Origin of the sequence: Achromobacter aegrifaciens (genome assembly GCF_902859735.1) — a bacterium.
Taxonomy (GTDB): domain Bacteria; phylum Pseudomonadota; class Gammaproteobacteria; order Burkholderiales; family Burkholderiaceae_B; genus Achromobacter; species Achromobacter aegrifaciens.
This window is the reverse complement of the sequence record NZ_CADIJY010000002.1, coordinates 299,565-322,741: the sequence shown is the minus strand read 5'-3', so window position 1 is coordinate 322,741 and position 23,177 is coordinate 299,565. Positions and strand designations below refer to the sequence as shown.

Sequence of the window (23,177 nt, the reverse complement as noted above, 5' to 3'; positions counted from 1 at the left end):
CCTCAGCCCAGGAAAGCCAGCTGATTGCCGGACGGATCTTTCACGTACATCACGCGGGGTTCGGCCTGCGGCAGCGAACACACGGGATCGAAACCCGCCTGCCTCAGCCGCGCCAGCACCTCGTCATAGGCGCTCGTCCTGAACGCCAGATAGTCCGGCCTGACGCCGCGGCTGACCTTTTCCACCGGCGACAACGAGAGGGTTGCATCGCCCAGCGTGAACAGCAGCCGCTGTCCGTCGATGCCGGACACTTCGTCAAGACCGATCACGTGCCGATAAAACTCGCGGACCTCAGCCTGCCGCCCAGCAAGAAAGGAAAGCTGCACCGATCCGATAGAAAGAATAGTGGACATGTCCTGCCGCCAACCATGGAACAGCGCAAATTCTAGTTTCCGCGGACAGGGTCAGACAAAGAGGTATACGTTGCTTCTACATAGCCTGAAACCCTAAGGCGCGGCGCTCATTTGCATATGTCCGAAGCGGAACTCACGGCGTCCCCTGATGGGCGCGGTGGGTTGCGGCGATTTCAAGCCCCATGCATCCAACATCCTTTCATGCTGCGTCCTGCAGATATGGATATGCGCACACCCCCATCCCCGCGCGACCAGAAAACAAATATCCACATGCGAATTCAATCGTTCTGGCCCGCCTGCGCTTCGGCCAGACTGCACGCTTCCGTCAAGCAAATTCAGGAAACGCGATGTCCATACCCTCAGTCACCGGACTGGACCACTACATCATCCGGGTGCATGACCTGCAGGCCGCAACCGCCCAATACCAGAAGCTGGGCTTTGCCCTGGCGCCGCAAGGCCGCCACCATCGCGGCACGCGCAACCAGACCCTGATCCTGGACGCCAATTACCTGGAGCTGCTGGCATTCCCGCCGGAGCTGCGCGAGCAGTCGCGCTTTGCGGGCTTTGACGACGCCTATGAAGGCCCGGTCTCCGTCGCGCTGCAGACCACCGACAGCAGCGCCGTGCACGCCGAGCTTGCCCGCCTGGGCATAGACGCCGAAGCGCCGCAGCGCGGCGGCCGTCCGGTGCACCTGCCCGCCGGCAGCGAGGACGCGGCCTGGAACAACACCCAGTTTCCGGCGGGCCTCTTCGCGGTGCCGGACTTCTTCACCTGCGGCCATCTCACGCGCCATCTGGTCTACCGGCCCGAATGGCAGGATCATGCCAACGGCGCCCGCCGCATCGAGTCGCTGATCGCCGTGCATCCCGAGCCGCGCGCCCTGCGCGCCGCGTATGAACGCGTGCTGGGCCCCATTGCCATCAGCGAGCTTCCTGACCAGGGCCTGCAAGTGCGGCGCGGCAGCCTGCGCATCGACTTCCTCGCGCCCGCCGCCTTCGAGCAGCGTTTCCCCCATGTGCGCGTGCCAGCTGGCCTGCCCGCCAGCAGCCAGGGCGGCTGGTTCGCGGGATCGGTCATCGGCGTTCGCGATATCGGGCAGACGCGCGCGTGGCTCGACGCCAACGAGGTCCCGTACCGCACCAACGCGCAGGGCGAACTGGCGGTGGCGCCCGAGCATGCTGCCGGCGCACTGCAAGTCTTCGTGCAGGAGGCATGATGGGCCAGCCCCTGCCCGACTACTGGACCTGCTTTTCCGCCGACTACGCAACAGCGCGCGAGGCCTTCGTGGCCGCCGCCGCGGCGCGGGGCGCCGCGCTCTCGCGCCACGAACATCCCACGGCGCGCGACCCGCAGGGCCGGCCGTTGACCGTAGACGTCGCGGTGCTGGGCCGCCCCGGCGCCGCCCGCACCCATCTGGCCATCAGCGGCACCCACGGCCTCGAAGGCGCGGCCGGCTCGGCGGTGCAGCTCGCGTGGCTGCAGGCGGACGGCGGCCTGCCCTTGCCGGACGACGTCAACGTGGTGCTGGTACATGCGTTGAATCCCTACGGCTATGCGCACGACACGCGCACCACCGAAAACAATGTCGACCTGAACCGCAATTTCATCGACCACACCCGGGCCGCACCGCCCAACCCGCACTATGCCAGCCTGCATCCGCACCTGATCCCGCAGCACTGGACCGAGACCGCGCTGGACGCCGGCGCCGAGGCGCTGGAGCGCTTCCGCCAGGAGCACGGCGCGGACGCGCTCTTCAACGTCACGGCCAGCGGCCAGTACACGCACCCGGACGGCCTGGTCTATGGCGGCAACGGCCCCGAATGGTCCAACCGCACGCTGCGCCGCATCGTCGACGAGCACCTGGGCGCGAGCGAACGGGTGGCCTTCATCGACTGGCACACCGGCATCGGCGAATACGGCGAGCCCTTCTTCCTGTGCTTCAACCCCGACGGCAGCGCCGAGCAGGCGCAAGCCGCGGCCTGGTGGGGCGCGGATCGCATACTGGGGCAGCGCCCGCACGGCCTGGCCCGTCCCGACTACCAGGGACTGGTGTTCCGTGGCGTACAGCAAGCGTTGGGCCAGCGGCCGCTGGCCGGCGCAGTCGTCGAATTCGGCACGCGCGGCCTGCAGATGCGGCCGGCCCTGAGGCTGGACCAATGGCTGCGCTTCAAGTCCCCGGCCGCGCCCGACGCCGCGCGCGATGCGCAGTTGCGGGCGGATCTGGTCGATGCCTTCGTACCCGTGTCCAGCGTCTGGCGCCGCAATGTCGTGGCCCACGGCCTGCAGATCACGCGCCAGGCCATCGCCGGCCTGGCCGCGTGGTGATTCTTTCCCTACCCATCCATCAAGAGACTCATGAAAGCCATTGTTTTGCGTGAACACGGCGGCACCGACAAGCTGCGCCTGGAAACCGAATTCCCCGATCCCGTTGCCGGTCCCGACGACGTGGTCATCCGCGTCGGGGCCTCGTCCCTGAACTACCACGACGTGTTCACTCGCCGCGGCATGCCCGGTATCAAATTGCCCTTTCCCGTCATCATCGGCCTGGACGTGGCCGGCGTGGTGGTTGAGACCGGCGCCAACGTGCGCGACTGGAAGGCGGGCGACCGCGTGCTGGTGGACCCGATAGACCGGGTCGATGGCGGCCTGGTGGGCGAGACGATTCATGGCGGCCTGGCCGAACTGTGCCGCGTACCGGCGCACCAGCTGCTGCGTCTGCCCGACGAGGTCAGCTTCGATCAGGCGGCGGCGCTGCCCGTGGCCTACGGCACCGCCCTGCGCATGATGAACCGCATCGGCCAGGTGCAGCCAGGCGAAAAGGTGCTGATCCTGGGCGCCAGCGGCGGCGTGGGCGTGTGCGCCGTGCAATTGGCCAAGCTGGCTGGCGCCGAAGTCATCGCCTGCGCCGGCAGCCCCGAAAAGGCCGAGACGCTGCGCGCCCTGGGCGCCGACCACATCATTCTGTACACCGAGGAAGACTTCCTCAAGGCGGTCCAGGAGCGCTTCGGCAAGCCGTCGCGCCGCCGCAGCGGCAAGCCGGGCGGCGTGGACGTGGTGGTCAACTTCACGGGCGGCGACACCTGGGTCAAATCGTTGCGCTGCCTGCGCCTGGGCGGCCGCCTGCTGACCTGCGGCGCGACCGCGGGCTTCGATCCCAAGGAAGACCTGCGCTATATCTGGACCTTCGAGCTGCAGATCCGCGGCTCCAACGGCTGGGAACGCGAGGACCTGCACGAGCTGCTGGCGCTGGTGCGCGACGGCCGGCTGCGCGTCCACGTGGACCGCAAGTGGCCTCTGGAACAAGGCGCCCAGGCGCTGGCCTCGCTGGAAGATCGCAAGATCGTCGGCAAAGTGCTGGTGTCGGCATGAGCGCGAACCCGAAGGCGCTGGCTCCGGCTGCCACCCTTGACGCCGCGGCCATCCAGGCCAGGTTCGACGATTCGCCGTTCATCGCCTGGCTCGGCCTGTCGGTGCGCGACGTGAACCATGAACAGGGAGAACTGACCGTGCTGGCCCCCATGCGCCCGGAATTCGAGCGCGGCGCGGCCAGCGGCCAATGGCATGGCGGCCCGCTGGCCGCGGTGATCGACACCGTCGGCGATTTCGCCGTCGGCATGCTGCTGGGCCGCGGCCTGCCGACCATCAACTTCCGCGTCGACTACCTGCGTCCCGCTGTCAACACCGCGCTGACCGCCGTGGCCCGCGTGCGCCGCAACGGCCGCAGCGTGGGCGTGGCCGACGTGGACCTCTACAACGACCAGGGTGCGCTGGTGGCCATCGGCCGCGCCACCTACGCCACGCTCGCCCAGGGCTGAGCGGGCTCTCATCTTCAAGGACACCATCATGACCACCGCGCAGCGCCCCGGACGGCGCGCCTTCCTTACCCGTACCGCCGCGGGCGGCCTGGCCGCCGGCCTGGGCATCGCGCCCCAGGCGTTGCTGGCCGCGACTGCCCAGCCCGGCGCCGACGCCGGCCCCGCCCGCAAAGGTGGCACCCTGGTCGCCAGCTGGGGCGGCCTGGAGCCCCAGGCCCTGTTCGTGCCCGGCGGCGGCGGGTCCAGCCCGTTCCAGACCGCGACCAAGATCCTGGAACGCCTGCTCAAGCTGGATGCCGACCTGAAGTTCCAACCCGCGCTGGCCCTGTCCGTGACGCCCGCCGCAGACTTCCGCAGCTACACCATCAAGCTGCGCGAAGGCGTCACCTGGCACGACGGCGCGCCGTTCACGTCCGCCGACGTGGTCTACAACGTGCTGCAGCACTGGAAGCCGATTTCCGCCGGCATCGCGCTGAAGTCGCTGACCGGCGCGACCGCGACCGATCCGCTGACCGTGGTGCTGAACTTCGACGCGCCGGTTCCGGAGTTCTTCCTGAAATCCACTCTGGCCGGCCAGTTCCAGCTCTTGATACCGAAACACCTGTACGACGGGCGCGACATCATCACCAACCCGCTGAACAACACGCCGGTCGGCACCGGCCCTTGGAAGTACGGCAAGTGGGTGCGCGGCAGCCACGTCGAATACCTGCGCAACGACAGCTACTGGAATGCCGGCCAGCCCAACCTGGACCGCCTCATCATCCGCTGGTGGGGCGACCCCGCCACGCGCGGCGCCGCGCTGGAGGCCGGCGAGCTGGGCCTGGCCTATTCCAACCCGGTGCCTGCCCGCGACATCGACCGCCTGCTCAAGACCGGCAAGGTGGTGGTGGACACGCGCGGCTACCAGAACTCGGCCTGGACCGTGACCGCCGAATTCAACCAGCGCCGCGACATCGTCAACCGCCGCGAGGTGCGCCAGGCCATCCTGCACGCCATCGACCGCCAGTTCATCGTCGACACCATCTACTACGGCCGCGGCAAGCCCGCCATCGCGCCGGTCTTCAGCAGCAACCCGCTGTTCTACACCGAGGACGTGCCGCGCTACCCGTTCGACCCCAAGAAGGCCGCCGCGCTGCTGGACGCCGCGGGCCTGCCGGTGAAGGACGGCAAGCGCTTCACCGTGAACCTGGTGGCCGCCGCCTGGTTCGAGGAGAACGCCAAGCTCGGCCAGTACCTGAAGCAGGCGCTGCAGGACGTGGGCATCGAGGTCAAGCTGGATTCCGTGGACCGCGCCACGGCGCTCAAGCGCATCTATGGCGACTACGACTACGACATCGCCGTCTCCAACTTCACCTCGCCGCTGGAACTGGTGCCCACTGTCACCCAGTTCTACACCACCGACGGCATCGTCAAGGGCGCCGCCTTCCGCAACGCCACCGGCTACTCCAACCCGGAAATGGACGCGCTGGTCGCCAAGCTGACCCAGGAGACCGCCCCGGACGCGCGCCGAACGCTTGCGCACCAGTTCGCCCGCCTGGCCTCGACCGACGTGCCGCACGTGCCGCTGGTGGAGATCCAGTCGTTCACGCTGGCCGGCAAGAACGTGCGCAACTTCACCACCGGCGCCAACGTCCAGGGCGAAACCCTGGCCGACGTCTGGCTGCAGGCCTGAGGCGCACGCATGCCGATCCGACTGATCTTGCGCCGGCTGGCCCAGGCTGTCCCGCTGCTGCTGGGCGTGGTGGTGCTGAACTTCGCGCTCATCCAATCCGTGCCCGGCACCTTCCTGGACGTGATGACGGCCGAGCAGCAGGTCACCGACCCGGCGCTCATCGAGCGCCTGCGCGTGACCTACGGCATGGACCAGCCGCCCGCCGTGCAGTTGCTGAAGTACATAGGCTCCGTGGCGCGCGGCGATCTGGGCTATTCCTACCGCCACAACCTGCCCGTGCTGGACGTGATCCTGGCGCACCTGCCAGCCACGCTGCTGCTGATGGGCGCAAGCCTCGCCATCGCGGTGCTGGTGGGCATGGCGGCCGGCATCGTGTCGGCCGTCAAGGTCAACACCTGGTGGGACAGCGCGGTGTCGGTGTTCGCCGTGCTGTGCTTTGCCGCGCCCAGCTTCTGGCTGGGCATCATGCTGATCGTGCTGTTCTCGGTCAAGCTGGGCTGGTTTCCGGTGGGCGGCATGGTGACCATCGGCCTGTCCGGCGGCGCCTGGCGCCAGGCGCTGGATGTGCTGCACCACCTGGCATTGCCGGCGCTGGCCCTGGGGCTGTTCTATTCCGCCGCCTATGCCCGCGTGATGCGCGCCTCGATGCTGGAAGTCAGCCGCATGGACTTCGTGCGCACCGCGTACGCCAAGGGCCTGACGCGCAACGCCGTAGTCCTGCGCCACGTGCTGCGCAATGCCTTCCTGCCCATCGTGACGCTGCTGGGCCTGCAACTGGGCGCGGTGCTGGGCGGCAGCATCGTCGTCGAGGCGGTGTTCAGCTGGCCCGGCATCGGCGCCGTGCTGTTCGACAGCGTCATGAGCCGCAACTATCCCGTCGTCCTGGGCATCCTGGTGCTCAGCTCTTTCGTGGTGATCATCGCCAACATCGCCGTCGACCTGATCTACACGCGGCTGGACCCGCGCATCAAGGCTGCCTGACATGTCCGCATCCCCCACTCTTGCCCCTGCCCTGCCCGCGGCATCGCGCCGCCGCCACGCCTCGTTCGCGGCGCGCTTTGCGCGCAACCGGGGCGCCGTCGCGGGCGCCGCGCTGCTCGTCCTGGTCGCCTTCCTGGCGGTGGGCGCAGGCTGGCTATATCCCACAGACCCGCTGCGCATCGTCGCCGCGCCGGAGGTCTGGCCGTTCGAATCCTGGCGTCATCCGCTGGGCACCGACTCCATGGGGCGCGACATCGCCGCCATGATCGCCCACGGCGCGCGCGCCACCCTGCTGATCGGCCTGGTGGCCGCGGCCACCGCCACGCTGATCGGCGTGAGCGTGGGCGCGGCCGCGGCCTGGACCGGCGGCTGGGTCGACGAGGGCCTGATGCGCGTGGCCGAGCTGTTCCAGATCATTCCCAACGTCGTGTTCGTGCTGACGGTGGTGTCCATCCTGGGGCCGCGCATCGAACACATCACACTGGCCGTAGGGTTGGTGTCCTGGCCGCCCATCGCGCGCCTGACCCGGGCCGAGTTCCTGTCCTTCAAGGAACGCGAGTTCGTGCAGGCCTGCCGCGCGCTGGGCATGAGTCCGTTGCGCATCGTCGCCGCGGAAATCCTGCCCAACGCCCTGCCTCCCGTCATCGTGATGTCCTCGCTGGTCGTGGCCGGCGCCATCCTCTACGAATCGGTGGTGTCCTTCCTGGGCCTGGGCGACCCCAACATCGCCAGCTGGGGCCGGCTGGTCGGCGAAGGCCGCAGCCTGATCCGCTCTTCCTGGTACATCTGCGCCGTGCCGGGCGTGGCCATCATGCTGGCCGTGCTCTCGTTGAACCTGGTCGGCGACGGCCTGAACGACGCGCTCAACCCCAAGCTGCAAAAGCGCTGAGCCGCATTCTTTCCGGAAAATTCCATGACGCATTCCCTGCTCAATCTGGGCCATCTGGCCGACCCGGAACTGTCTTCCGATCTGCCCGCCATCATCGACCTGCGCCAGTCCGACACGCCGCGGCATTACACCCACGCCCAGGTCCGCCTGCTGGCGGGCGGCGTGGCCGCCTGGCTGTCCGCGCGCGGCCTGGCGCCGGGCAGCCGCGTCGCCATCGCCGCGCTGAACCGGGCCGAGTACCTGATCGCCTATTTCGGCATCATGCGGGCGGGCTACGTGGCCGTTCCCGTCAACATCAAGCAGTCGCAAGAGAACATCGACTATGTACTGCGCGACGCCGGCATCGCGCTCGCACTGGTGGACGGCCCGCGCCGCGCCGCCTTCGAAGCCAAGGTGCCGGTGCTGGACTTCGACGACGCCGGTCCGCAAGGCTTTGCCGCGCAGATCGCGCCCACGGACTTCGGCTTCGTCACGCCGCAGGCCGACGACATCGCGCAGATGCTGTACACCTCGGGCTCCACCGGCAAGCCCAAGGGCGTGCCGCTCACGCATCGCGGCCAATTGTGGGCGCTGGCTGCCACCTCCGCCGCCGTCGTCGCCCGCGCCGGCGTGCAGGAACGATACCTGCTGGCCCAGCCGCTATTCCACATGAACGGCCTGTTCATGGCCAAGCGCGCCTTCGCCAGCAACAGCCTGCTGGTGATCCAGCCTTCATTCGATGTCGCCGCCTATGCCGACGCGCTGGAGCGTTACCGCATCTCCGTCCTGACCGCCGTGCCCACCATGTTCGCGCGACTGGTCAAGGACCCGGCTCTGCTGCAAGGACGCGACCTGTCGGCGCTGAGCCGCGTCATGCTGGGCTCGGCCCCCATGACCGTGGCGCTGCTGGAACGCATCCAGCGCGCCCTGCCCGGCGTGCGCGTGACCCACGGCTACGGCACCACCGAGGCCGGCCCCGCCGTGTTTGGCCCGCATCCCGACGGCCTGCCCACGCCCGCGCTGGCGCTGGGCTACCCGCTCGATCCCACCCAGGTGCGGCTCGCTGACGGTCCTGGCCCGGACCAGGGCGTGCTGCTGATGAAGAACCCCGCAGTGCTCGCCGGCTATCACAACCTCCCGGAAAAGAGCGCACAGGTGCTCAAGGACGGCTGGTACTACAGCGGCGACGTGCTGCGGCGCGATGCCGACGGCTTCTATTACTTCGTGGGCCGCGCCGACGACATGTTTGTCTGCTCGGGCGAGAACATCTATCCCGTCGAGGTCGAGAAACTGCTGGAATCGCACCCCGACGTGCGCCAGAGCTGCGTGGTGCCCTTGGCCGACGAGGAACGCGGCCATATCCCCGTCGCCTTCGTCGTGCGCCGCGACGGCAGCCGATTGCATGCCGATGCGCTCAAGCGCCACGCGCTCGAGCATGGCCCCGCCTACCAGCATCCGCGGCGCATCCGCTTCGTGGATGAACTGCCCTGGGCCGGCACCAACAAGATCGACCGCAACGCGCTGCTGCTTGCCGCGCGCGAACTGGAAGCGCAGCATGCGTGGACCCAACCCGAAACGGAAACGGCATGAGCCAGACTGAATTCCCCGACAGCCTCGTGGGCAAAACCGCGCTCGTGACCGGCGCCAGCCGCGGCATCGGCCGCGCCATCGCGCTGGCCCTGGGCCGGCGCGGCGCGCGCGTCGCCGTGCACTACAACAGCGCTGGCGATGCCGCCGACGAGGTCGTGCGCCAGATCCAGGCAGCTGGCGGCCAAGCCTGGGCCTTGCAGGCCGACCTGGCGCTGGCGGACGCCGCCGCAGCATTGGCGCGGGACTTGCGCGCCTCGCTCAAGGAACGCTACGCCGACGACGGCCTGGACATCCTGGTCAACAACGCCGGCGTGGGCCTGCGCGCCCGCCTGCCGGAAGTCACTCCTGACGCGTTCGACCGGGTGCTGCAGGTCAACCTGAAGACCCCCTTCTTCCTGATCCAGCAGACCCTGCCTTTCCTGCGCGACCATGGCCGCATCGTCAACGTGTCCTCCATGGGCACGCGCGCCGCCTATCCTGAAATGAGCGTCTACGCGCCGGCCAAGGCTGGGCTGGAAGCGCTGACCCTGCTGCTGGCGAGCGAATTGGGCGCACGCGGCATTACCGTGAACGCCGTCCTGCCCGGCGCCACGGCCACGGACCTCAATGCCCGCGCACGCGATCCGGAGCAGAGCAAGGTCATCGCCCAGACGATTGCATTGGGGCGCGTGGGGCAGCCTGAGGACATTGCGGACATCGTCGCCTTTCTGGCGTCGCGTGAGGGGCGCTGGATCACGGGGCAGCGTATTGATGCGACGGGCGGGCAGCGGCTGTAGCCTCGGATCCCGGCAATATGGCGTCTTCCTTCGGCAGCGGACCGACCGCGATGCAGGCGATTCGTAATAGTGGTTTTCCCTAGTTCCAAGGAATTCACTGCGCCAGCGCGGCGTGCCCTCAGTGCCTCATTATCGAAACCGCTGCTCGGGCCTGCACGCGAATCGACTCGTGCAATTACGCAACTCCCATTTGCACTAGGCAAAAAGTAGTAGTAGGGTTCCATGGCGTTCATGTTGTGTCTGCTCGAAAGACGGCGCATCGATGTTCCTGCGGCGTCCAGATTGACTTCCGGTCACGTTTCCCCTGGCAGGAGCCGCTAGTGAAATGCGCAGAGCATGAAAATGTCCCCCCCATTTTTCAATCGCCGAACCTCGCGGCTCGTGTCGCCATCGGACTTGCCGCGGCGCTCAGCGGCTCGGCGACGCTTGCGGAGATAATCCCGCAAGGCACCTACACCACCCCTTTTCGGGTCGTCACCGGCGAAGAAAAGACGTTTGTCGGCGGCACCGTCATCACGCCCATCCCGCCCTATCCCCCACCTTTAGGTGGTACGGGCATTCAGGTCCAGGGCGGCTTGGCTATCCTGGACCCCTCGCTCGGCGACGGAACACCCATCCGCATAAGCGTCAACGGCAATGCCATTGACGGCTTGTATGTCCGAAGCGGCGGACAGTTGATAGTCAGACCGGGAGGCGTCTATGTCTATGCCACCGGCGGCAGCGTTCGGGGGATCTACAACGTCGGGTCTACCGGTCTCCCGTCACAGTTCGATGGTTCGAACGTATATGTCACGACGGATTTCGCCGATTCCCATGCCCTGCGCACCTATGGCGCCGACGCGACGACCATACTGCGGGACTCGACGCTGACCACCTTGCAAAACGGCTCCAAAGGCGCCGAGGTGTGGCAAGGCGCCAAAGCCAACCTTTACAACACCGCCATTCTGACCAAGGGCACGACCGCGTACGGCGCCCACGTCCTCCAGAACGGCAGTGAACTCACGGCCACAAACGGATCGATCACCACCGAAGGCACGACCGCATACGGCGTTCTGGTACAGGACTACGGCAAATTCATGGGCACCGGCACGTCGGTGCGCGCACAAAACGCGATCGGCGTCTATGTCTTTACCAACGGCATCTTCCAGTCCGATGGGATGACCATCCAGTCCGACCGCACTTACGGCATGTACGTCAACGGCGGCACCGCCACGTTGAAAGACACGCAGGTAAGCACGCTGGCCGCCGGCTCGTTTGCGCTGTTCGTCAACGGCGGGCCGCCCGCGACCGTGGATGGAGGGCAGATCCTGACCTTCGCCGACCGTTCCGTGGCCGTGCGCACCCAGTCCGGCGCGGTGGCGAACATCAACGGCACCAGGGTGAGCACGCTGGGATTGGCGGCGCACGGCATCCACGTCGAGGGCTGGGGCACGGTCAATCTGGGCCGCGACGGCGACACGGGTACCCTGGTCGACACCCAGGGCGCGGACGCCGATGCGGTCCGCGTGTCGGTCAATGCCACGCGCTTCAGCGCCACCGGCGCGACGCTGCAAACCGCAGGCGCAAACGCCCAGGGCTTGCACCTGACCGGGACGGCGGGCGCCGCGGCAAAGACCTACACCCTTGTGGATTCCAGGATCTCCTCAGCCCAAGCCGACGGCATACACCTGTCGGAGGGGCCCGCCATCGTGTCTTTGACCGGCTCCTCCGTCACCGGCGGCAATGCCGCCATCAACATCGGCGCCACTGCCGCCGCGACTGCGGATATCGGCGCCAGCGGCACCTTGATCCAGGGGCGCGTGCTGACGCAGCCTGGCAGCACGACCAATCTTTCCATGAGCAATGACAGCACCTGGCAGGTGACGGGAAACTCCAACCTCACCAACCTGGTCAATACCGACAGCCTCATCGACTTCACGGCCCCGCAAGCAGGCAGCTACAAGACCGTCACGACGCGCAACTACGGCGGAAACGGCACCATCGCGCTCAATACCTACCTGGGAGATGACAGTTCCCCGTCGGACAAGCTCATCGTCAATGGCGGCAGCGCCACTGGCACATCGCAACTACGCATAAAGAACACTGGCGGCCCCGGCGCGTTGACGACGGCAAGCGGGATTCAAGTGGTCGAAGTGGTCAACGGCGGCGTATCCGGCGCGGGTGCGTTCGCGCTGTCCGGCCGAGCAGTGGCCGGCCCCTACGAGTATCGGCTCTATCAGGGAAGCGCCGCAGCGCCGACCGATCAGAGCTGGTACTTGCGGTCTGAAAAGGAAGCGCCACCGCCCCCGCCGCCTCCTCCACCGCCGCCTCCTCCACCGCCGCCTCCTCCTCCACCGCCGCCTCCTCCACCGCCGCCGCCTCCCCCGCCGCCGCCGCCTCCGCCGCCCGACCCAGAGCCCGAGCCCGAGCCCCTATATCGGCCCGAAGTCGCGGCTTACCTCGCCAACCAACGCCTGGTCGGGCAGATGTTCGTGCAGAGCATGCACGACCGTTTGGGTGAACCTCAATTCATCGAATCGCAACCGTTCGCAGTCGATGGCAGCAAGCGCAATTCGATCTGGCTGCGCACCTCCGGAAAATGGGAAGGAAGCCACAGCCGTGACGGCAATTTTGACGTCAGCACCGACCTTTTCCTGTTGCAGGGCGGCGGCGATCTTGCGCAATGGAAGCTCTTTTCAGAGACCGATCGCCTGCACCTCGGAGCCATGCTCGGATACGGCACTGCAGACAGCACTGCCCGCGCCGACGGCAACCCCTACAAGGCAAAGGGCCGCGTCAACGGCTATAGCGCAGGCGTGTACGGCACATGGTTTCAAAACGACGAGACCAAGCTGGGCGCCTACGTGGACACCTGGTTCCAATACGGCTGGTTCAACAACCGGGTGCAAGGCGCCGAACTGCCGCGCGTGGACTACGACTCGCAAGCTTGGGCGATATCGGCGGAGGCCGGCTACGCATTCAAGCTACGGGAAAACTGGACGCTGGAACCACAGGCTCAAATCATCTATGTCGACAGCAACACCGACAGCATCACCGAACAGAACGGCACCCGGGTAGACCGCGCCGATTCGAACGGGACCATTACCCGCCTTGGGGTACGCACCTTCACCACGTTTGACCTTGGCAACAACCGCAAGGCCCAACCCTTCGCAACCGTGAACTGGTGGCACAGCAACGTCGACAGTTCCGTGTCTTTCAATCAATTACCCATCGGAGACCTTTATCCCAAGGACCGGTATGAACTGAAGCTGGGCGTGCATGCCAACTTCACCAAGGGTTGGACAGGATGGGTCAATGCTTCCGGCAGCTGGGGCGCGCAAGACTACCATCAGTACGTGGGCCGTATCGGCGTGAAATACACGTGGTGAGGCCGGAGTGAATGGAAGACATTGGATGGAATCGGCTGGCTAAACAGTCGGCCGATTCAAGACGCGCTCATACTGAAGAAGGTCTTCCGGAGAAAAGCAGCAGAAAATCACCTCTTGGACGGAAGAATCCCCAGCGAGGCTTTCACGCACGGTCTTGACGGCAATCTCCGCCGCCAATTCAATGGGGTACCCATATATCCCCGTGCTGATGCTGGGGAACGCAATCGACTTGACCGCTCTTTCTTGCGCCAGCTCGATGCATCGGCGATAACAGCTGGCCAGCAGCGCCGGTTCTCCGCCGTCCCCGCCCCGCCACACCGGCCCCACCGTATGAATGATGTATTGAGCGGACAGGCGATAGGCCTTGGTCACCTTCGCGTCCCCCGTCTTGCAACCGCCCAGCAATCTGCATTCATGCACTAGATCCGGGCCCGCCGCGCGATGGATGGCGCCATCGACGCCGCCGCCGCCCAGCAATGAGGAGTTCGCGGCATTCACGATGGCGTCCACCTCGAGCTTCGTGATGTCTGAACGGATTGCGCGCAGGGTTGTGGCCATGATTTTGCTCCTTGAGGTACGAACGCCGTCGCCGCGGCGCATTTGCAGGGCGATCTTCCTGGCAGCAAGTTTGAGGAACTCGTCACGTCTGCTGGCGGCAACGGACCGGGATTATGGTGCCAGTCTACAATTCCGCCCACTTCATGTGCTCAAACTTGCAGGCTGCCGAGCCTTCCCCCATGCAACGACGCCTTCTGAATGCCCTGTTGATTGCCCTCCTCGTCAGCTTCGGCCTACATGGCGGCCCGACGCAAGCCCAGGCCCAATCGACGCCCAAGATGCAATCTGGCGAGGGTCGCCCATACGAAATGGCCGATAGCGAAGTCTGGGACGTGCCCGATCCCGTGTCGGGCCGCGGCTATCAGGTCTACGTCGCCTTGCCGCCGTCCTATGCGAAGCAGCCGCAACGGCGCTACCCCGTGCTTTATGTTACCGATGCCGACTATGCCTTCCCTATCATCCGGCAGTTGGCGCGCCGCCTGAACGTGGAAGGACCGCGGATCGAGGAGTTCATTCTTGTCGGCCTGTCATATGGCAAAGGCGAGGATGGCGGAGTCAGCCGCCAGCGCGACTACACGCCTACACCGAACGGCCCAAGCACCGCGCCGGCCAATGCGGTCCATGGTCAGGCGCGGGCCTATCAAGCGTATCTGCGCGATCAGGTAAAGCCTTACATCACCGCCCGCTACCGGACCGACCCGGCCAGAGCCCTCTTTCTCGGCCACTCCTATGGGGCGCTGCTGGGGACGCAGATCCTGTTCACCGAGCCCGGCATGTTCAACGGCTATGTCCTCGGCAGCCCGTCCCTCTGGTACGACAAAAGGCATGCCTTGAAGCTGGAAGCGGGCCATGCCCAGCAGCATCGGGACCTGACGGCGAATGTCTTTCTTTATGTTGGCGCCTACGAAGCCCTGCGCAAAGGCGACCGGCGCTACAACCAGACGGTGGACATGGTCGCCGACAACCGGGCGCTGGAGGCGGCGCTGCAAAGCCGGAAATATCCAGGTTTGAAACTAAAGTCCGTGGTCCTGAATGACGAGGACCATCTCACCGTGGCGCCGCGTGGCTTTATGCAGGCCTTGAGATATCTGCTGCCGGTGCGTTGACCTAATACAGAGATCCAACCTGCGCCAGCCCTAGATCGCAGGCCCCTTCAGTTCGATCTGATTGCCGTCGGGATCGAAGCAATAGATCGAAAGTCCCTCGCCTTCCGCGCCATATCGCATCACGGCCTTGTCCGCCGTAATGCCGAAAGTTCGCAGATGCTCGAGGATGGCCGTTTCATCGAATGGATCGACCCGCAGGCAAAAGTGGTCCAGGTTGTGCCGATCTTTCCCTGGCGCTGCCCCGCCCGCGGCGCCCAGAGGCCCCTGCACATCGACCAGATCGATCATGGAACCGCCGGCGCTCAGATGGATCATTGCGTACTCATCGTTCTTCTTCTTGATCTCGCAGCCCAGTACTTTCGTATAGAAGTCCACGCTACGCGTCAGGTCCTGAACCCTGAGCACGACATGGTCCAAGTGCTTGATCTGAAATACCGGCATGATGATCCTCCTTGGAGCGAAAGTGCGCATCAGGATACGAGGATTCTTAGTCTACCGTGCCGCGCTTGGGATAGTAGCGGCGCCCTCGCCCGCAGACTCCCGCGGCGCCCCTAGAACCGATCGAGCTTCAGCCCAGCCGCCAGATAATCAATAAAAGCCCGCACCTTGGCAGGCGGAAGCCTGTGCTCCTGCCAAAGCACGTGTATGGGCACAGGCTTGGACTCGAACGCTTCGAGTATGACCTCCACCTGCCCCGCATCCAGCAGGTGCCTGATCTGCCATAGCGGCGAATAACCGATGCCGAGTCCGGCGCTGACCGCGGAATAGATCGCCGCCATCGTGTTGGTCCGGAACGGACCCCGCACCCCGACGCTGCGCCGCTTGCCGTCTATCTCAAAGGCCCACTGCCCCGAGCGTTGATCGAGAGTCCTGACAATGCAGGCGTGCTGCCGCAGGTCCGAAGGATGCGCGGGACGGCCATACTGTTCGAAATAGGAAGGCGATCCGAATACGACTCTGCGCAAGGCTCCCAATCGTCTTCCCTGCAAGCCGGAATCCGGCAGGTCTGCGATGCGCACGACCAGATCGAGGCCTGCGGCGGACAGGTCGACAAAGGTATCCGTCAATTGCAGATCGACTTCCATCTGCGGGTATGCGCGCATGTACTGCGCGATGATCGGAACCAGGAAGTCCGGCCCGAACAGTACCGGCGCGCCGACACGCAATATGCCCGACGGCGCGGCTCGGCGGTCTGCAACCTCCAGCCGGGCCTCGCCTATTTCCTCCATCGCCGGTTTGACCCGCCGGAAGAACGCCTCGCCCGCTTCGCTGAGAGAGCAATGCCGCGTAGTGCGATGGACCAGTTGCACGCCGACGTCCTCTTCCAGCGCGGCAAGAGAACGGCTGACGGCCTGTAGCGAGCGGCTGAGATGGCGCGCGGCTTTCGTCAGACTTCCCGTTTCAGCGATGTGGATGAACGCTTCCAGGTCTTCCAGGCGGCTCATTATTTATCTCTTATAACGTGATTCACATTCATATTTCACAAGTATTGTTCCACTAATCGGCAGAAAATACACTGCCTTCGTACCCACATGCATGCGAAGGAGAAACCCTGTGAACAGCACTCAGCCCACGGTTTTGGTCGTAGGAGCCACCGGCAAATTCGCCGGCCTGGTCGTTCCTGAATTGCAGCGGCGCAAGGTCGCGGTCCGGGCGCTCGTCCGCGACGAAACACGCGCCGCTCAGGCCCGCTCGCTGGGAGCGACCGAGACCGCCATCGGTGACCTCCGCGACGTCGACAGCCTCGCAGCCGCAACGCAAGGCGTGGACGGCGTCTTTCATATCGGCCCCGCGTTCACCGCAGACGAAGCGCCCATGGGCGTTGCCCTGGTCGACGCGGCCAAGCGCAGCGGCGTGAGGAAGTTCGTCTTTTCATCGGTCATCCAGCCAACGAACGTGCGACTGGCCAATCACGCCAGCAAGATCCCGGTGGAGGACGCGCTCTACTCGTCGGGACTGGAATACACAATCCTGCATCCCGCGAACTTCATGCAGAACATCGGTTTGGCCTGGCCGTCGATCCGCGACCATTCCCGCTTCAGCGAACCCTTTCCCAAAGACACGAGAATCGCCCGCGTGGACTATCGCGATGTGGCTGAGGTTGCCGCGATCGCGCTGACCGAGGACAGGCTGGCCTACGCGACCTTGGAGCTATGCGCCGGCATGTACAGCCGCATGGACATCGTGATGGCCCTGGCCGAGGAGCTGGGATCTCCGGTCACTGCATTGGAGCCCGGTTTCAACGCGTGGGCGCAAGACGCGCGCCTGCCTTATGGCGAACAGCAGTTGCTTCTTCTGTCCAAAGTCTTCGATCACTACCGGGCCTGCGGGCTTGGAGGAAACAGTCTTGTGCTGAAGGCTGCACTCGGACGGGATCCGCGTTCACTGCGCGAGTACGTCAAGGACCTGGTGGCCGAGAAACAAGCGGCGCGCGGCGGCAAGGAGTATTGAGATGGCTGACCATTCATCAAGCCCCACCCTGAAAAAGCTCCCGCGGCACTATGCCCCCGTTCTGATGCCGCTGGTTCTTTCCGTGTTCATGTCGGCCATCGTTTCAGCGGTGGCGACCGCCGCGAGCGTGGGCGTGGGTCCCGACTTTGTCCTCAACTGGCCCAGCGCCTGGGGAGCCTCGTGGATAGTGGCTTTTCCCAGCCTCTTGCTGCTGCTGCCTGTCGTGCGGCGGATCGTCGCCTGGATGGTGGTCCCGCCCTAAGCTGGCCCGCAAGCGCTGCGACGAGCTGCGCCGGCAATGTCAACCGGCCGGCCACGCAAGCATCGCGGCATCAATGATCATGTTGAGCTTTTTCGCGCCCGCGCCATCGCGGGCCTGGATCGACAGGCCTTCAAGCACGGTCGTGTAGAAGGCGGCAAGCTGCCGGACATCGGCGGACGGCGCAAGGTCGCCCTCCGCAATGCCTTGCGCAAGCCGTTCCCTCAGCGTCGATTCTCCTTCCTCCCGATTTGCGGCAAGAAACGCACGCACGCTCTCGTTCTCAGGCGCGCCCAGCAGCGATGACAACACGATCATGCACCCACGCGGGCCCTCGTTGACCGCATAGGCGCGCGCGTTCGATCGCAGCATGGTTTCGACGGCCTCGCGGGCCGTCCGAGCTGCGCTGAGGCTCTGCGACGTCGCTCGCCCTTCGACGCGGTCGTAAAGTTCGACGGCCTGCCGGAAGATTTCCTCCTTGCAGCCAAAGGTCGCATAGAGGCTGGGCTTGTTGACGCCCGTGGCGCTGACCAGATCCTGGATCGAGGTGCCTTCATAACCTTGCGCCCAGAAGGTACGCATGGCCGCCAGCAAGGCCCAGTCCTTGTCGAACGCCTTCGGACGCCCGATTTTCGGCGCGGTGGCCGGTTTAGCTTGATTGCCAGAATTCACGTTTCAATTATCCGCAGGCCCGCCACGCCTATGCCTATCAAGCCCAGGAACAACAGCTTGGCCGATGACATGTGCTCGCCGAGCGCACCAATGTGCCGAAAACCGCCACGCCGAAAGCGCCTATGCCCACCCAGATGGCGTAAGCGGTGCCCACCGGCAGATGCTTCAGGGCCAAGGCCAGCAGGACAAGACTCAGCATGGCGACGCTTATGCCGATCAGGCTTGGCCAAAACCTCGTCAATCCGTCGGCCTGCTTCAGTGCCAATGCCCAGACGATTTCAAGCATGCCGGCCAGAACCAGGAAACCCCATGCCATCTGAATCCCCATTTCTGTTGGACTTCCCGCAGCCCTAGGCGGTGAAGCCGCCATCGATGGCGAGCGACGCGCCGGTGATGAATTGGCTCTCGGCCCCCGCAAGATAAGCCACGGCTGCGGCAATTTCCTCGGGTTCGGCGTAGCGTTTGACCGCCATGAGTTCCAACTCGGCGGCTACCGCCGGACCATCGGCAGGATTCATATCGGTGTCAGTCGATCCCGGATCGACGATGTTGACCGTGATGCCGCGGCCGCCGACCTCCCGAGCCAGGCCCTTGGTGAATCCGATGAGCGCCGACTTGCTCATCGCGTAGAGCGTCACGCCCCCATAAGGCACGCGTTGCGCGAAGCAGGAGCCGATGGAAATGATGCGTCCGCCGGTCCCCATATGAGCCAGCGCGGCCTGCGAGGCCACGAATACCGCCTTGGCGTGGATCGCCAGGGTGTCGTCGATTTCCTCGAGCGTGGCGTCCTCGACAGGCCCGACGGGGAACACGCCGGCGCTATTGACCAGTATGTCCAGCCTGCCCAGTTTCCCGGCAGTCTGCTCCACCGCCGTCCGGACGGCGGCCGGATCGCGGCTGTCCGCCCTGATGGCCAGGACCCTGGCGCCGATTGCGCCAAGTTCCTGGGCGTAGTCTTTCGCGGTCTGATCCGACCTGGCATAGGTGAAGGCGACATCGGCGCCCCGTTCCGCGAACCTGCGAACGATAGCGGCGCCGATGCCACGCGTGCCCCCGGTGACCAGCGCAACCTTGCCTTGGAATTCCATCGCCGAGCTCCTTTTATACCGATCGGTTCAAAAGATGCTACGCGCAGCGGAATTCGTCGTCAAGCATCACTTCCCGCGGATATACCCATCCCGCGTCTGCGGCAGCTTCATCCCAAGCACGGCGGAAGCGACCTGGGTGCGCAGGATCTGCGCGGTGCCGCCCGCGATGGTGAACATGCGCGCATCGCGCACATGGCGTTCCATCGGCAGGTCGCGTCCATAGCCGGACGATCCATGCAGCTGCAAGGCGTCGTTGGTTACGCGCTGCGCCGTTTCGGCCGCGTAGATCTTGGCCTGCGCGGCCAGCGACAGGTCCGGAAAGCCAAAGGTCCGCGCCGTGCCGCTGCTTGCGGCCGCATGCAGCATGTGCCGCGCCGCATTCAACTGGATGGCCATGTCGGCGACCATCCACTGCAAGCCCTGGAACTCCGCTATCGGCCGGCCGAACTGCTGGCGCTGCTTGACGTAGTCGACGGCTTCTTCAAAGGCGCCCTGCGCGATGCCCAACGCCACGGTGCCCGCGCCCACGCGCTGGGCGTTGTAGGCTTGCATCAGCCCGGCAAAGCCGCGCTTCAACCCCTCCGGCGGAACCACCAGCATGGACTTGTGCACCTTGAGATCCCGGAACGCGATGTAGGTCTCGGGTATGCCCCGCACGCCCATGGCGTAGGAGCGCTTGGCGATCTCCAGGCCATCGTCCGCGGCGTCCGGTTCGCGCACGTGGATGAAGGCGCCTATGCCCAGATCCGCGCCGTCGTCGAACACGCGCGCAAAGATCAGGTGCAGGCGCGACACCCCGCCCCCGGTGATCCAGTATTTCTCGCCGTTGATGAGGTAGTCATCGCCCTGACGGACTGCGCAAGTGCCCATTTCGCTGGCCGCGCTGCCGGCCTGGGGTTCCGAGATGCAGATGGCGGGCTTGTCGCCAGCCAATACACACTCGGCGGCCAGCGCCTTCTGTTCATGGGTGCCGTACTGCATGATGGCGCCGATCGCGCCCATGTTGGCTTCGACGGTGATGCGCCCCATGGTGGCGCAAGCCTTGGCCATTTCCTCCACGACCAGGACTGTATCTAGATAGCTTAGGCCCCGCCCACCGTACTCGCGCGGGATCGTCATGCCCATGAAGCCGTTTTCGCGCAGTTGACGGACGTTGTCCCAGGGATACTGCTCGGATTGGTCGGTGGCTGCGGCTGTCGGTTTGAATACGGTCTGCGCCAGTTCGCGCGCGCGCTGCTGCAGCGCCAATTGCTCTTGGGTAAGTTCAGTCATGGTTCATCCTTGCTACGTGCAAAACTCCGGCCGGGCCGCCAGGGCCGCCGGCATCAACCCACCTTGATATCCGCGCGCCGCGCCACCTCGGCCCAGCGCTCGACTTCGCTGCGCGTCAGCGCGGCCAGCTCCTGCGGCGTGCCGCCGCCCGCATCCGCGCCCAGTGCGATCCACCGCTGCACGAAAGCCGGGTCGGCGAATGCCGCGTTGACCGCCGCATTGAGCACGCGCACCACGTCTGCGGGCGTGGACGGCGGCGCATAGATGCCGTACCAGCTGGTCGCGTCGTAATTGGCCGCGCCGCTCTCCGCCGCCGTGGGCACATCGGGCAAGCTGGGTGAACGGACCTTCGACGTCACCGCGATGGCGCGCACGCTGCCCGCCCGGATGTGCTGGATGGCCGAAGGCATGGTTTCGAACATCATGTGGACGTTCCCGGCAATGATGTCCACGATCGCCGGCGCGGAACCGCGATATGGCACGTGCATCATCTGGGTGCCCGTGACGTTCTTGAAATATTCGGCCATTAGGTGCTGCATGGTGCCCGCGCCCGGCGTGGCATAGCTGTACTTGTCCGGCTTGGCCTTCAGCAGCGCCACCAGCTCCTGCACATTCTGCGCGGGCAGATCCTTGTTGACGATCAGCGCATGGTTGACGCGCCCCAGAAAGCCCACCGCCGTCATCTCGCGGATGTCGTATCCCAGCTTCGGATACACGGACTGGGCGATCGCGTGATGCACCGCCCCGAACAGGATTGCGTAGCCGTCGGGTCGGGCCTTGGCCACGGCGTCAGCGCCCAGCGTGCCGCCGGCGCCGCCGCGGTTTTCCACGATGACCGACTGGGCCAGGCTGGCGCGCATCGGCTCGGCCAGCTGCCGCGACAGGATGTCCACGGTTCCGCCCGGTGCATAGGGCGCGACCAGCCTGATGCTCTGCGACGGGTACTTGCCCTGCGCGAATGCGCGGCTCAAGGGTGTCAATGCGGCCAGCGCCAACAACTGTCTCCTATCCATGCCTCTCTCCTCTTGTATCCGCCGTCGTCGCAGCGGTGTTGTCTAAGATGTGTGATGTCAGCCCGCCGTCCAATCGCGCAGGATCTGCTGCGCATGCTCGTTCAGGCGCGGCGGCGGCCTGCGATACGACACCGGCGTGGCGGAAAGCTTGAGCGGGTTCGCCAACAGGTTGAGCTCGCCGCCTTGCGCCCACGCGCAGGGCATGCGCAACTGCGCGCCGCGGGCCTGGACGTGCGGGTCGTTGAACACATCGCGCAAATCGTTGACGGGGCCGCAAGGCACGCCCACGGCTTCCAGCTGTTCCAGCCAGGTTTTCCTGGAGCGCAGGGCCAGCGCGTCCTGTACCCGTTGGCAAAGTTCGGCGCGGTGGGCGACGCGGGCCGCATTGGAGGCGTAGCGCTCGTCGTCCGCCAGCCCGGCCAGGCCTGCAACCTCGCAAAAACGCCGGAACTGCGCATCGTTGCCGACGGCAAGAATCATGGGACCGTCCGCCGCGTCGAATACCTGGTAAGGCACGATGTTCGGGTGGCCGTTGCCCAGGCGCGCGGGCAACTCCTGCTGTGCCAGGTAGTTGGTTCCAGCGTTCACCAGCCAGGCGATCTGGCTGTCCAGCAGCGAGATGTCGATGTGCTGCCCCTGACCGGTCAGGTCGCGGTGGCGCAGCGCAGCCAGGATGCCGACGGCGGCATACATGCCGGTCATGACGTCGGCGATGCCCACGCCCACCTTCATGGGCGTGCCCTGCGGCTCGCCGGTAAGGCTCATGATGCCGCCCATGCCCTGGATCAAAAAGTCGTAGCCCGCGCGCTTGGCGTACGGACCCGTCTGCCCGAATCCGGTGATGGAGCAATAGACCAGGCGCGGGTATCTGCTCTTGAGCTGTTCATAATCCAGCCCATGCTTGGCCAGGCCGCCGACCTTATAGTTCTCGACCAGCACGTCGGCATGGTCCAGCAACTGATGCAGCGCGTCCCGGCCGGCCTCGGTGGCGATATCCAGCGCGATCGACCGCTTGTTGCGGTTGGCGCTCAGGTAGTAGGCGCTTTCGGCGGTCGCGCGGCCGTCCTGGTCATTGATGTAGGGCGGCCCCCATTTCCGGGTGTCATCGCCTTCCTCCGGCTTTTCCACCTTGACCACGTCCGCGCCCAGGTCGCCCAGCAGCTGCGTCGCGCTCGGGCCCGCCAGGATGCGAGAGAGGTCCACGACACGCACGCCGCTGAGCGCGGAAGCTCCCACTGACTGCATACGCCTTCTCCATCAGAGTCGATCGATGCAGTCTAAAATTCGCAATCTTCACCTTCAATTGAGTTTTTTTTCAATATGAAGGGCAGCCT

The 23,177-nt window shown here is 65.5% G+C and carries 22 protein-coding genes and 1 pseudogene; 13 read left to right on the top strand and 10 right to left on the bottom strand.

The annotated features are described in order from the left end of the window. Positions 1-2 precede the first annotated feature (2 nt). Complete coding sequence (locus HV766_RS07490) at positions 3-353, bottom strand: VOC family protein (protein ID WP_175180886.1); 351 nt, start codon at positions 351-353, stop codon at positions 3-5. 347 nt (positions 354-700) lie between these two features. Between HV766_RS07490 and HV766_RS07485 the strand changes: the two genes are divergently transcribed. The 10 genes from HV766_RS07485 to HV766_RS07440 all read left to right on the top strand — a co-directional run bounded on the left by HV766_RS07485 (position 701) and on the right by HV766_RS07440 (position 13,424). Then, on the top strand, positions 701-1,570 hold the full coding sequence (locus HV766_RS07485) for a VOC family protein (protein WP_175180885.1): 870 nt from the start codon (positions 701-703) through the stop codon (positions 1,568-1,570). After that, entirely contained in the window at positions 1,570-2,679 is a 1,110-nt protein-coding gene (locus HV766_RS07480; protein WP_175181065.1) for a DUF2817 domain-containing protein, read from the top strand. Before HV766_RS07485 ends, HV766_RS07480 begins: the two co-directional genes overlap by 1 nt. Before the next feature lie 30 nt (positions 2,680-2,709). Beyond that, a complete protein-coding gene (locus HV766_RS07475; RefSeq protein WP_054454624.1) occupies positions 2,710-3,723 on the top strand; it encodes a quinone oxidoreductase family protein in 1,014 nt (337 codons plus the stop codon). Further along, a complete protein-coding gene (locus tag HV766_RS07470; RefSeq protein ID WP_054454625.1) occupies positions 3,720-4,169 on the top strand; it encodes a PaaI family thioesterase in 450 nt (149 codons plus the stop codon). The genes HV766_RS07475 and HV766_RS07470 overlap by 4 nt, the downstream gene beginning before the upstream one ends. Positions 4,170-4,197: 28 nt before the next feature. After that, a complete protein-coding gene (locus tag HV766_RS07465) occupies positions 4,198-5,841 on the top strand; it encodes an ABC transporter substrate-binding protein (RefSeq protein ID WP_175180884.1) in 1,644 nt (547 codons plus the stop codon). Positions 5,842-5,850: 9 nt separating this feature from the next. Beyond that, positions 5,851-6,822 (top strand): ABC transporter permease, encoded by a 972-nt coding sequence (locus HV766_RS07460; RefSeq protein WP_119451537.1) that lies wholly within the window; start codon positions 5,851-5,853, stop codon positions 6,820-6,822. A gap of 1 nt (position 6,823) precedes the next feature. Continuing rightward, entirely contained in the window at positions 6,824-7,711 is an 888-nt protein-coding gene (locus HV766_RS07455) for an ABC transporter permease (RefSeq protein WP_175180883.1), read from the top strand. A gap of 24 nt (positions 7,712-7,735) precedes the next feature. After that, positions 7,736-9,280, top strand: coding sequence for a class I adenylate-forming enzyme family protein (locus HV766_RS07450; protein WP_175180882.1), 1,545 nt, complete (start codon positions 7,736-7,738; stop codon positions 9,278-9,280). Then, on the top strand, positions 9,277-10,056 hold the full coding sequence (locus HV766_RS07445; protein WP_175180881.1) for an SDR family oxidoreductase: 780 nt from the start codon (positions 9,277-9,279) through the stop codon (positions 10,054-10,056). Before HV766_RS07450 ends, HV766_RS07445 begins: the two co-directional genes overlap by 4 nt. A 320-nt stretch (positions 10,057-10,376) precedes the next feature. Further along, positions 10,377-13,424 carry an autotransporter family protein gene (locus HV766_RS07440; protein ID WP_175180880.1) on the top strand — a complete coding sequence of 1,016 codons (3,048 nt, stop codon included), beginning with the start codon at positions 10,377-10,379 and terminating at the stop codon, positions 13,422-13,424. Between the two features lie 39 nt (positions 13,425-13,463). Here HV766_RS07440 and HV766_RS07435 read toward each other — a convergent pair whose 3' ends face one another. Next, entirely contained in the window at positions 13,464-13,982 is a 519-nt protein-coding gene (locus tag HV766_RS07435) for an O-acetyl-ADP-ribose deacetylase (RefSeq protein ID WP_119451185.1), read from the bottom strand. A gap of 179 nt (positions 13,983-14,161) precedes the next feature. Here HV766_RS07435 and HV766_RS07430 point away from each other — a divergent pair, with 179 nt between their 5' ends. Beyond that, complete coding sequence (locus HV766_RS07430) at positions 14,162-15,088, top strand: alpha/beta hydrolase (protein WP_175180879.1); 927 nt, start codon at positions 14,162-14,164, stop codon at positions 15,086-15,088. Positions 15,089-15,118: 30 nt separating this feature from the next. On the opposite strand, the gene HV766_RS07425 is transcribed toward HV766_RS07430, so the two are convergent. Together HV766_RS07425 and HV766_RS07420 are read right to left on the bottom strand one after the other, a co-directional pair. Beyond that, positions 15,119-15,529, bottom strand: a complete 411-nt coding sequence (locus HV766_RS07425; RefSeq protein WP_175180878.1) for a VOC family protein — start codon at positions 15,527-15,529, stop codon at positions 15,119-15,121. Positions 15,530-15,639: 110 nt separating this feature from the next. Beyond that, positions 15,640-16,533 (bottom strand): LysR family transcriptional regulator, encoded by an 894-nt coding sequence (locus tag HV766_RS07420; RefSeq protein WP_175180877.1) that lies wholly within the window; start codon positions 16,531-16,533, stop codon positions 15,640-15,642. Positions 16,534-16,642: 109 nt separating this feature from the next. Here HV766_RS07420 and HV766_RS07415 point away from each other — a divergent pair, with 109 nt between their 5' ends. Both HV766_RS07415 and HV766_RS07410 read left to right on the top strand, forming a co-directional pair. Then, positions 16,643-17,539, top strand: coding sequence for an NmrA/HSCARG family protein (locus HV766_RS07415; RefSeq protein ID WP_254593286.1), 897 nt, complete (start codon positions 16,643-16,645; stop codon positions 17,537-17,539). A gap of 1 nt (position 17,540) precedes the next feature. Next, positions 17,541-17,801, top strand: a complete 261-nt coding sequence (locus HV766_RS07410; protein ID WP_054454647.1) for a DUF2798 domain-containing protein — start codon at positions 17,541-17,543, stop codon at positions 17,799-17,801. A 39-nt stretch (positions 17,802-17,840) separates the two neighbouring features. Here the strand turns inward: HV766_RS07410 and HV766_RS07405 are convergent, their stop codons facing one another. The 6 genes and pseudogenes from HV766_RS07405 to HV766_RS07380 form a co-directional block, all read right to left on the bottom strand. Next, a complete protein-coding gene (locus HV766_RS07405; protein ID WP_175180875.1) occupies positions 17,841-18,470 on the bottom strand; it encodes a TetR/AcrR family transcriptional regulator in 630 nt (209 codons plus the stop codon). Further along, a pseudogene (locus HV766_RS07400) lies at positions 18,467-18,786 on the bottom strand (DMT family transporter). The gene HV766_RS07405 and the pseudogene HV766_RS07400 overlap by 4 nt, the downstream one beginning before the upstream one ends. 34 nt (positions 18,787-18,820) lie before the next feature. Then, positions 18,821-19,558: an SDR family oxidoreductase gene (locus HV766_RS07395; RefSeq protein WP_175180874.1), complete on the bottom strand. Its 738-nt coding sequence runs from the start codon at positions 19,556-19,558 to the stop codon at positions 18,821-18,823. Positions 19,559-19,624: 66 nt separating this feature from the next. Then, positions 19,625-20,830 carry a 3-sulfinopropanoyl-CoA desulfinase gene (gene acdA / locus HV766_RS07390; protein ID WP_175180873.1) on the bottom strand — a complete coding sequence of 402 codons (1,206 nt, stop codon included), beginning with the start codon at positions 20,828-20,830 and terminating at the stop codon, positions 19,625-19,627. Between the two features lie 53 nt (positions 20,831-20,883). After that, positions 20,884-21,843 carry a Bug family tripartite tricarboxylate transporter substrate binding protein gene (locus tag HV766_RS07385; RefSeq protein WP_175180872.1) on the bottom strand — a complete coding sequence of 320 codons (960 nt, stop codon included), beginning with the start codon at positions 21,841-21,843 and terminating at the stop codon, positions 20,884-20,886. A gap of 57 nt (positions 21,844-21,900) precedes the next feature. Beyond that, on the bottom strand, positions 21,901-23,088 hold the full coding sequence (locus HV766_RS07380) for a CaiB/BaiF CoA transferase family protein (RefSeq protein ID WP_175180871.1): 1,188 nt from the start codon (positions 23,086-23,088) through the stop codon (positions 21,901-21,903). Positions 23,089-23,177 lie beyond the last annotated feature (89 nt).

Bases quoted from the DNA above. Each gene is read 5' to 3' on its own strand.
- HV766_RS07490 (WP_175180886.1), bottom strand. From the start codon at position 353: ATGTCCACTATTCTTTCTATCGGATCGGTGCAGCTTTCCTTTCTTGCT.
- HV766_RS07485 (WP_175180885.1), top strand. From the start codon at position 701: ATGTCCATACCCTCAGTCACCGGACTGGACCACTACATCATCCGGGTG.
- HV766_RS07480 (WP_175181065.1), top strand. From the start codon at position 1,570: ATGGGCCAGCCCCTGCCCGACTACTGGACCTGCTTTTCCGCCGACTAC.
- HV766_RS07475 (WP_054454624.1), top strand. From the start codon at position 2,710: ATGAAAGCCATTGTTTTGCGTGAACACGGCGGCACCGACAAGCTGCGC.
- HV766_RS07470 (WP_054454625.1), top strand. From the start codon at position 3,720: ATGAGCGCGAACCCGAAGGCGCTGGCTCCGGCTGCCACCCTTGACGCC.
- HV766_RS07465 (WP_175180884.1), top strand. From the start codon at position 4,198: ATGACCACCGCGCAGCGCCCCGGACGGCGCGCCTTCCTTACCCGTACC.
- HV766_RS07460 (WP_119451537.1), top strand. From the start codon at position 5,851: ATGCCGATCCGACTGATCTTGCGCCGGCTGGCCCAGGCTGTCCCGCTG.
- HV766_RS07455 (WP_175180883.1), top strand. From the start codon at position 6,824: ATGTCCGCATCCCCCACTCTTGCCCCTGCCCTGCCCGCGGCATCGCGC.
- HV766_RS07450 (WP_175180882.1), top strand. From the start codon at position 7,736: ATGACGCATTCCCTGCTCAATCTGGGCCATCTGGCCGACCCGGAACTG.
- HV766_RS07445 (WP_175180881.1), top strand. From the start codon at position 9,277: ATGAGCCAGACTGAATTCCCCGACAGCCTCGTGGGCAAAACCGCGCTC.
- HV766_RS07435 (WP_119451185.1), bottom strand. From the start codon at position 13,982: ATGGCCACAACCCTGCGCGCAATCCGTTCAGACATCACGAAGCTCGAG.
- HV766_RS07430 (WP_175180879.1), top strand. From the start codon at position 14,162: ATGCAACGACGCCTTCTGAATGCCCTGTTGATTGCCCTCCTCGTCAGC.
- HV766_RS07425 (WP_175180878.1), bottom strand. From the start codon at position 15,529: ATGCCGGTATTTCAGATCAAGCACTTGGACCATGTCGTGCTCAGGGTT.
- HV766_RS07420 (WP_175180877.1), bottom strand. From the start codon at position 16,533: ATGAGCCGCCTGGAAGACCTGGAAGCGTTCATCCACATCGCTGAAACG.
- HV766_RS07410 (WP_054454647.1), top strand. From the start codon at position 17,541: ATGGCTGACCATTCATCAAGCCCCACCCTGAAAAAGCTCCCGCGGCAC.
- HV766_RS07395 (WP_175180874.1), bottom strand. From the start codon at position 19,558: ATGGAATTCCAAGGCAAGGTTGCGCTGGTCACCGGGGGCACGCGTGGC.
- acdA (WP_175180873.1), bottom strand. From the start codon at position 20,830: ATGACTGAACTTACCCAAGAGCAATTGGCGCTGCAGCAGCGCGCGCGC.
- HV766_RS07385 (WP_175180872.1), bottom strand. From the start codon at position 21,843: ATGGATAGGAGACAGTTGTTGGCGCTGGCCGCATTGACACCCTTGAGC.
- HV766_RS07380 (WP_175180871.1), bottom strand. From the start codon at position 23,088: ATGCAGTCAGTGGGAGCTTCCGCGCTCAGCGGCGTGCGTGTCGTGGAC.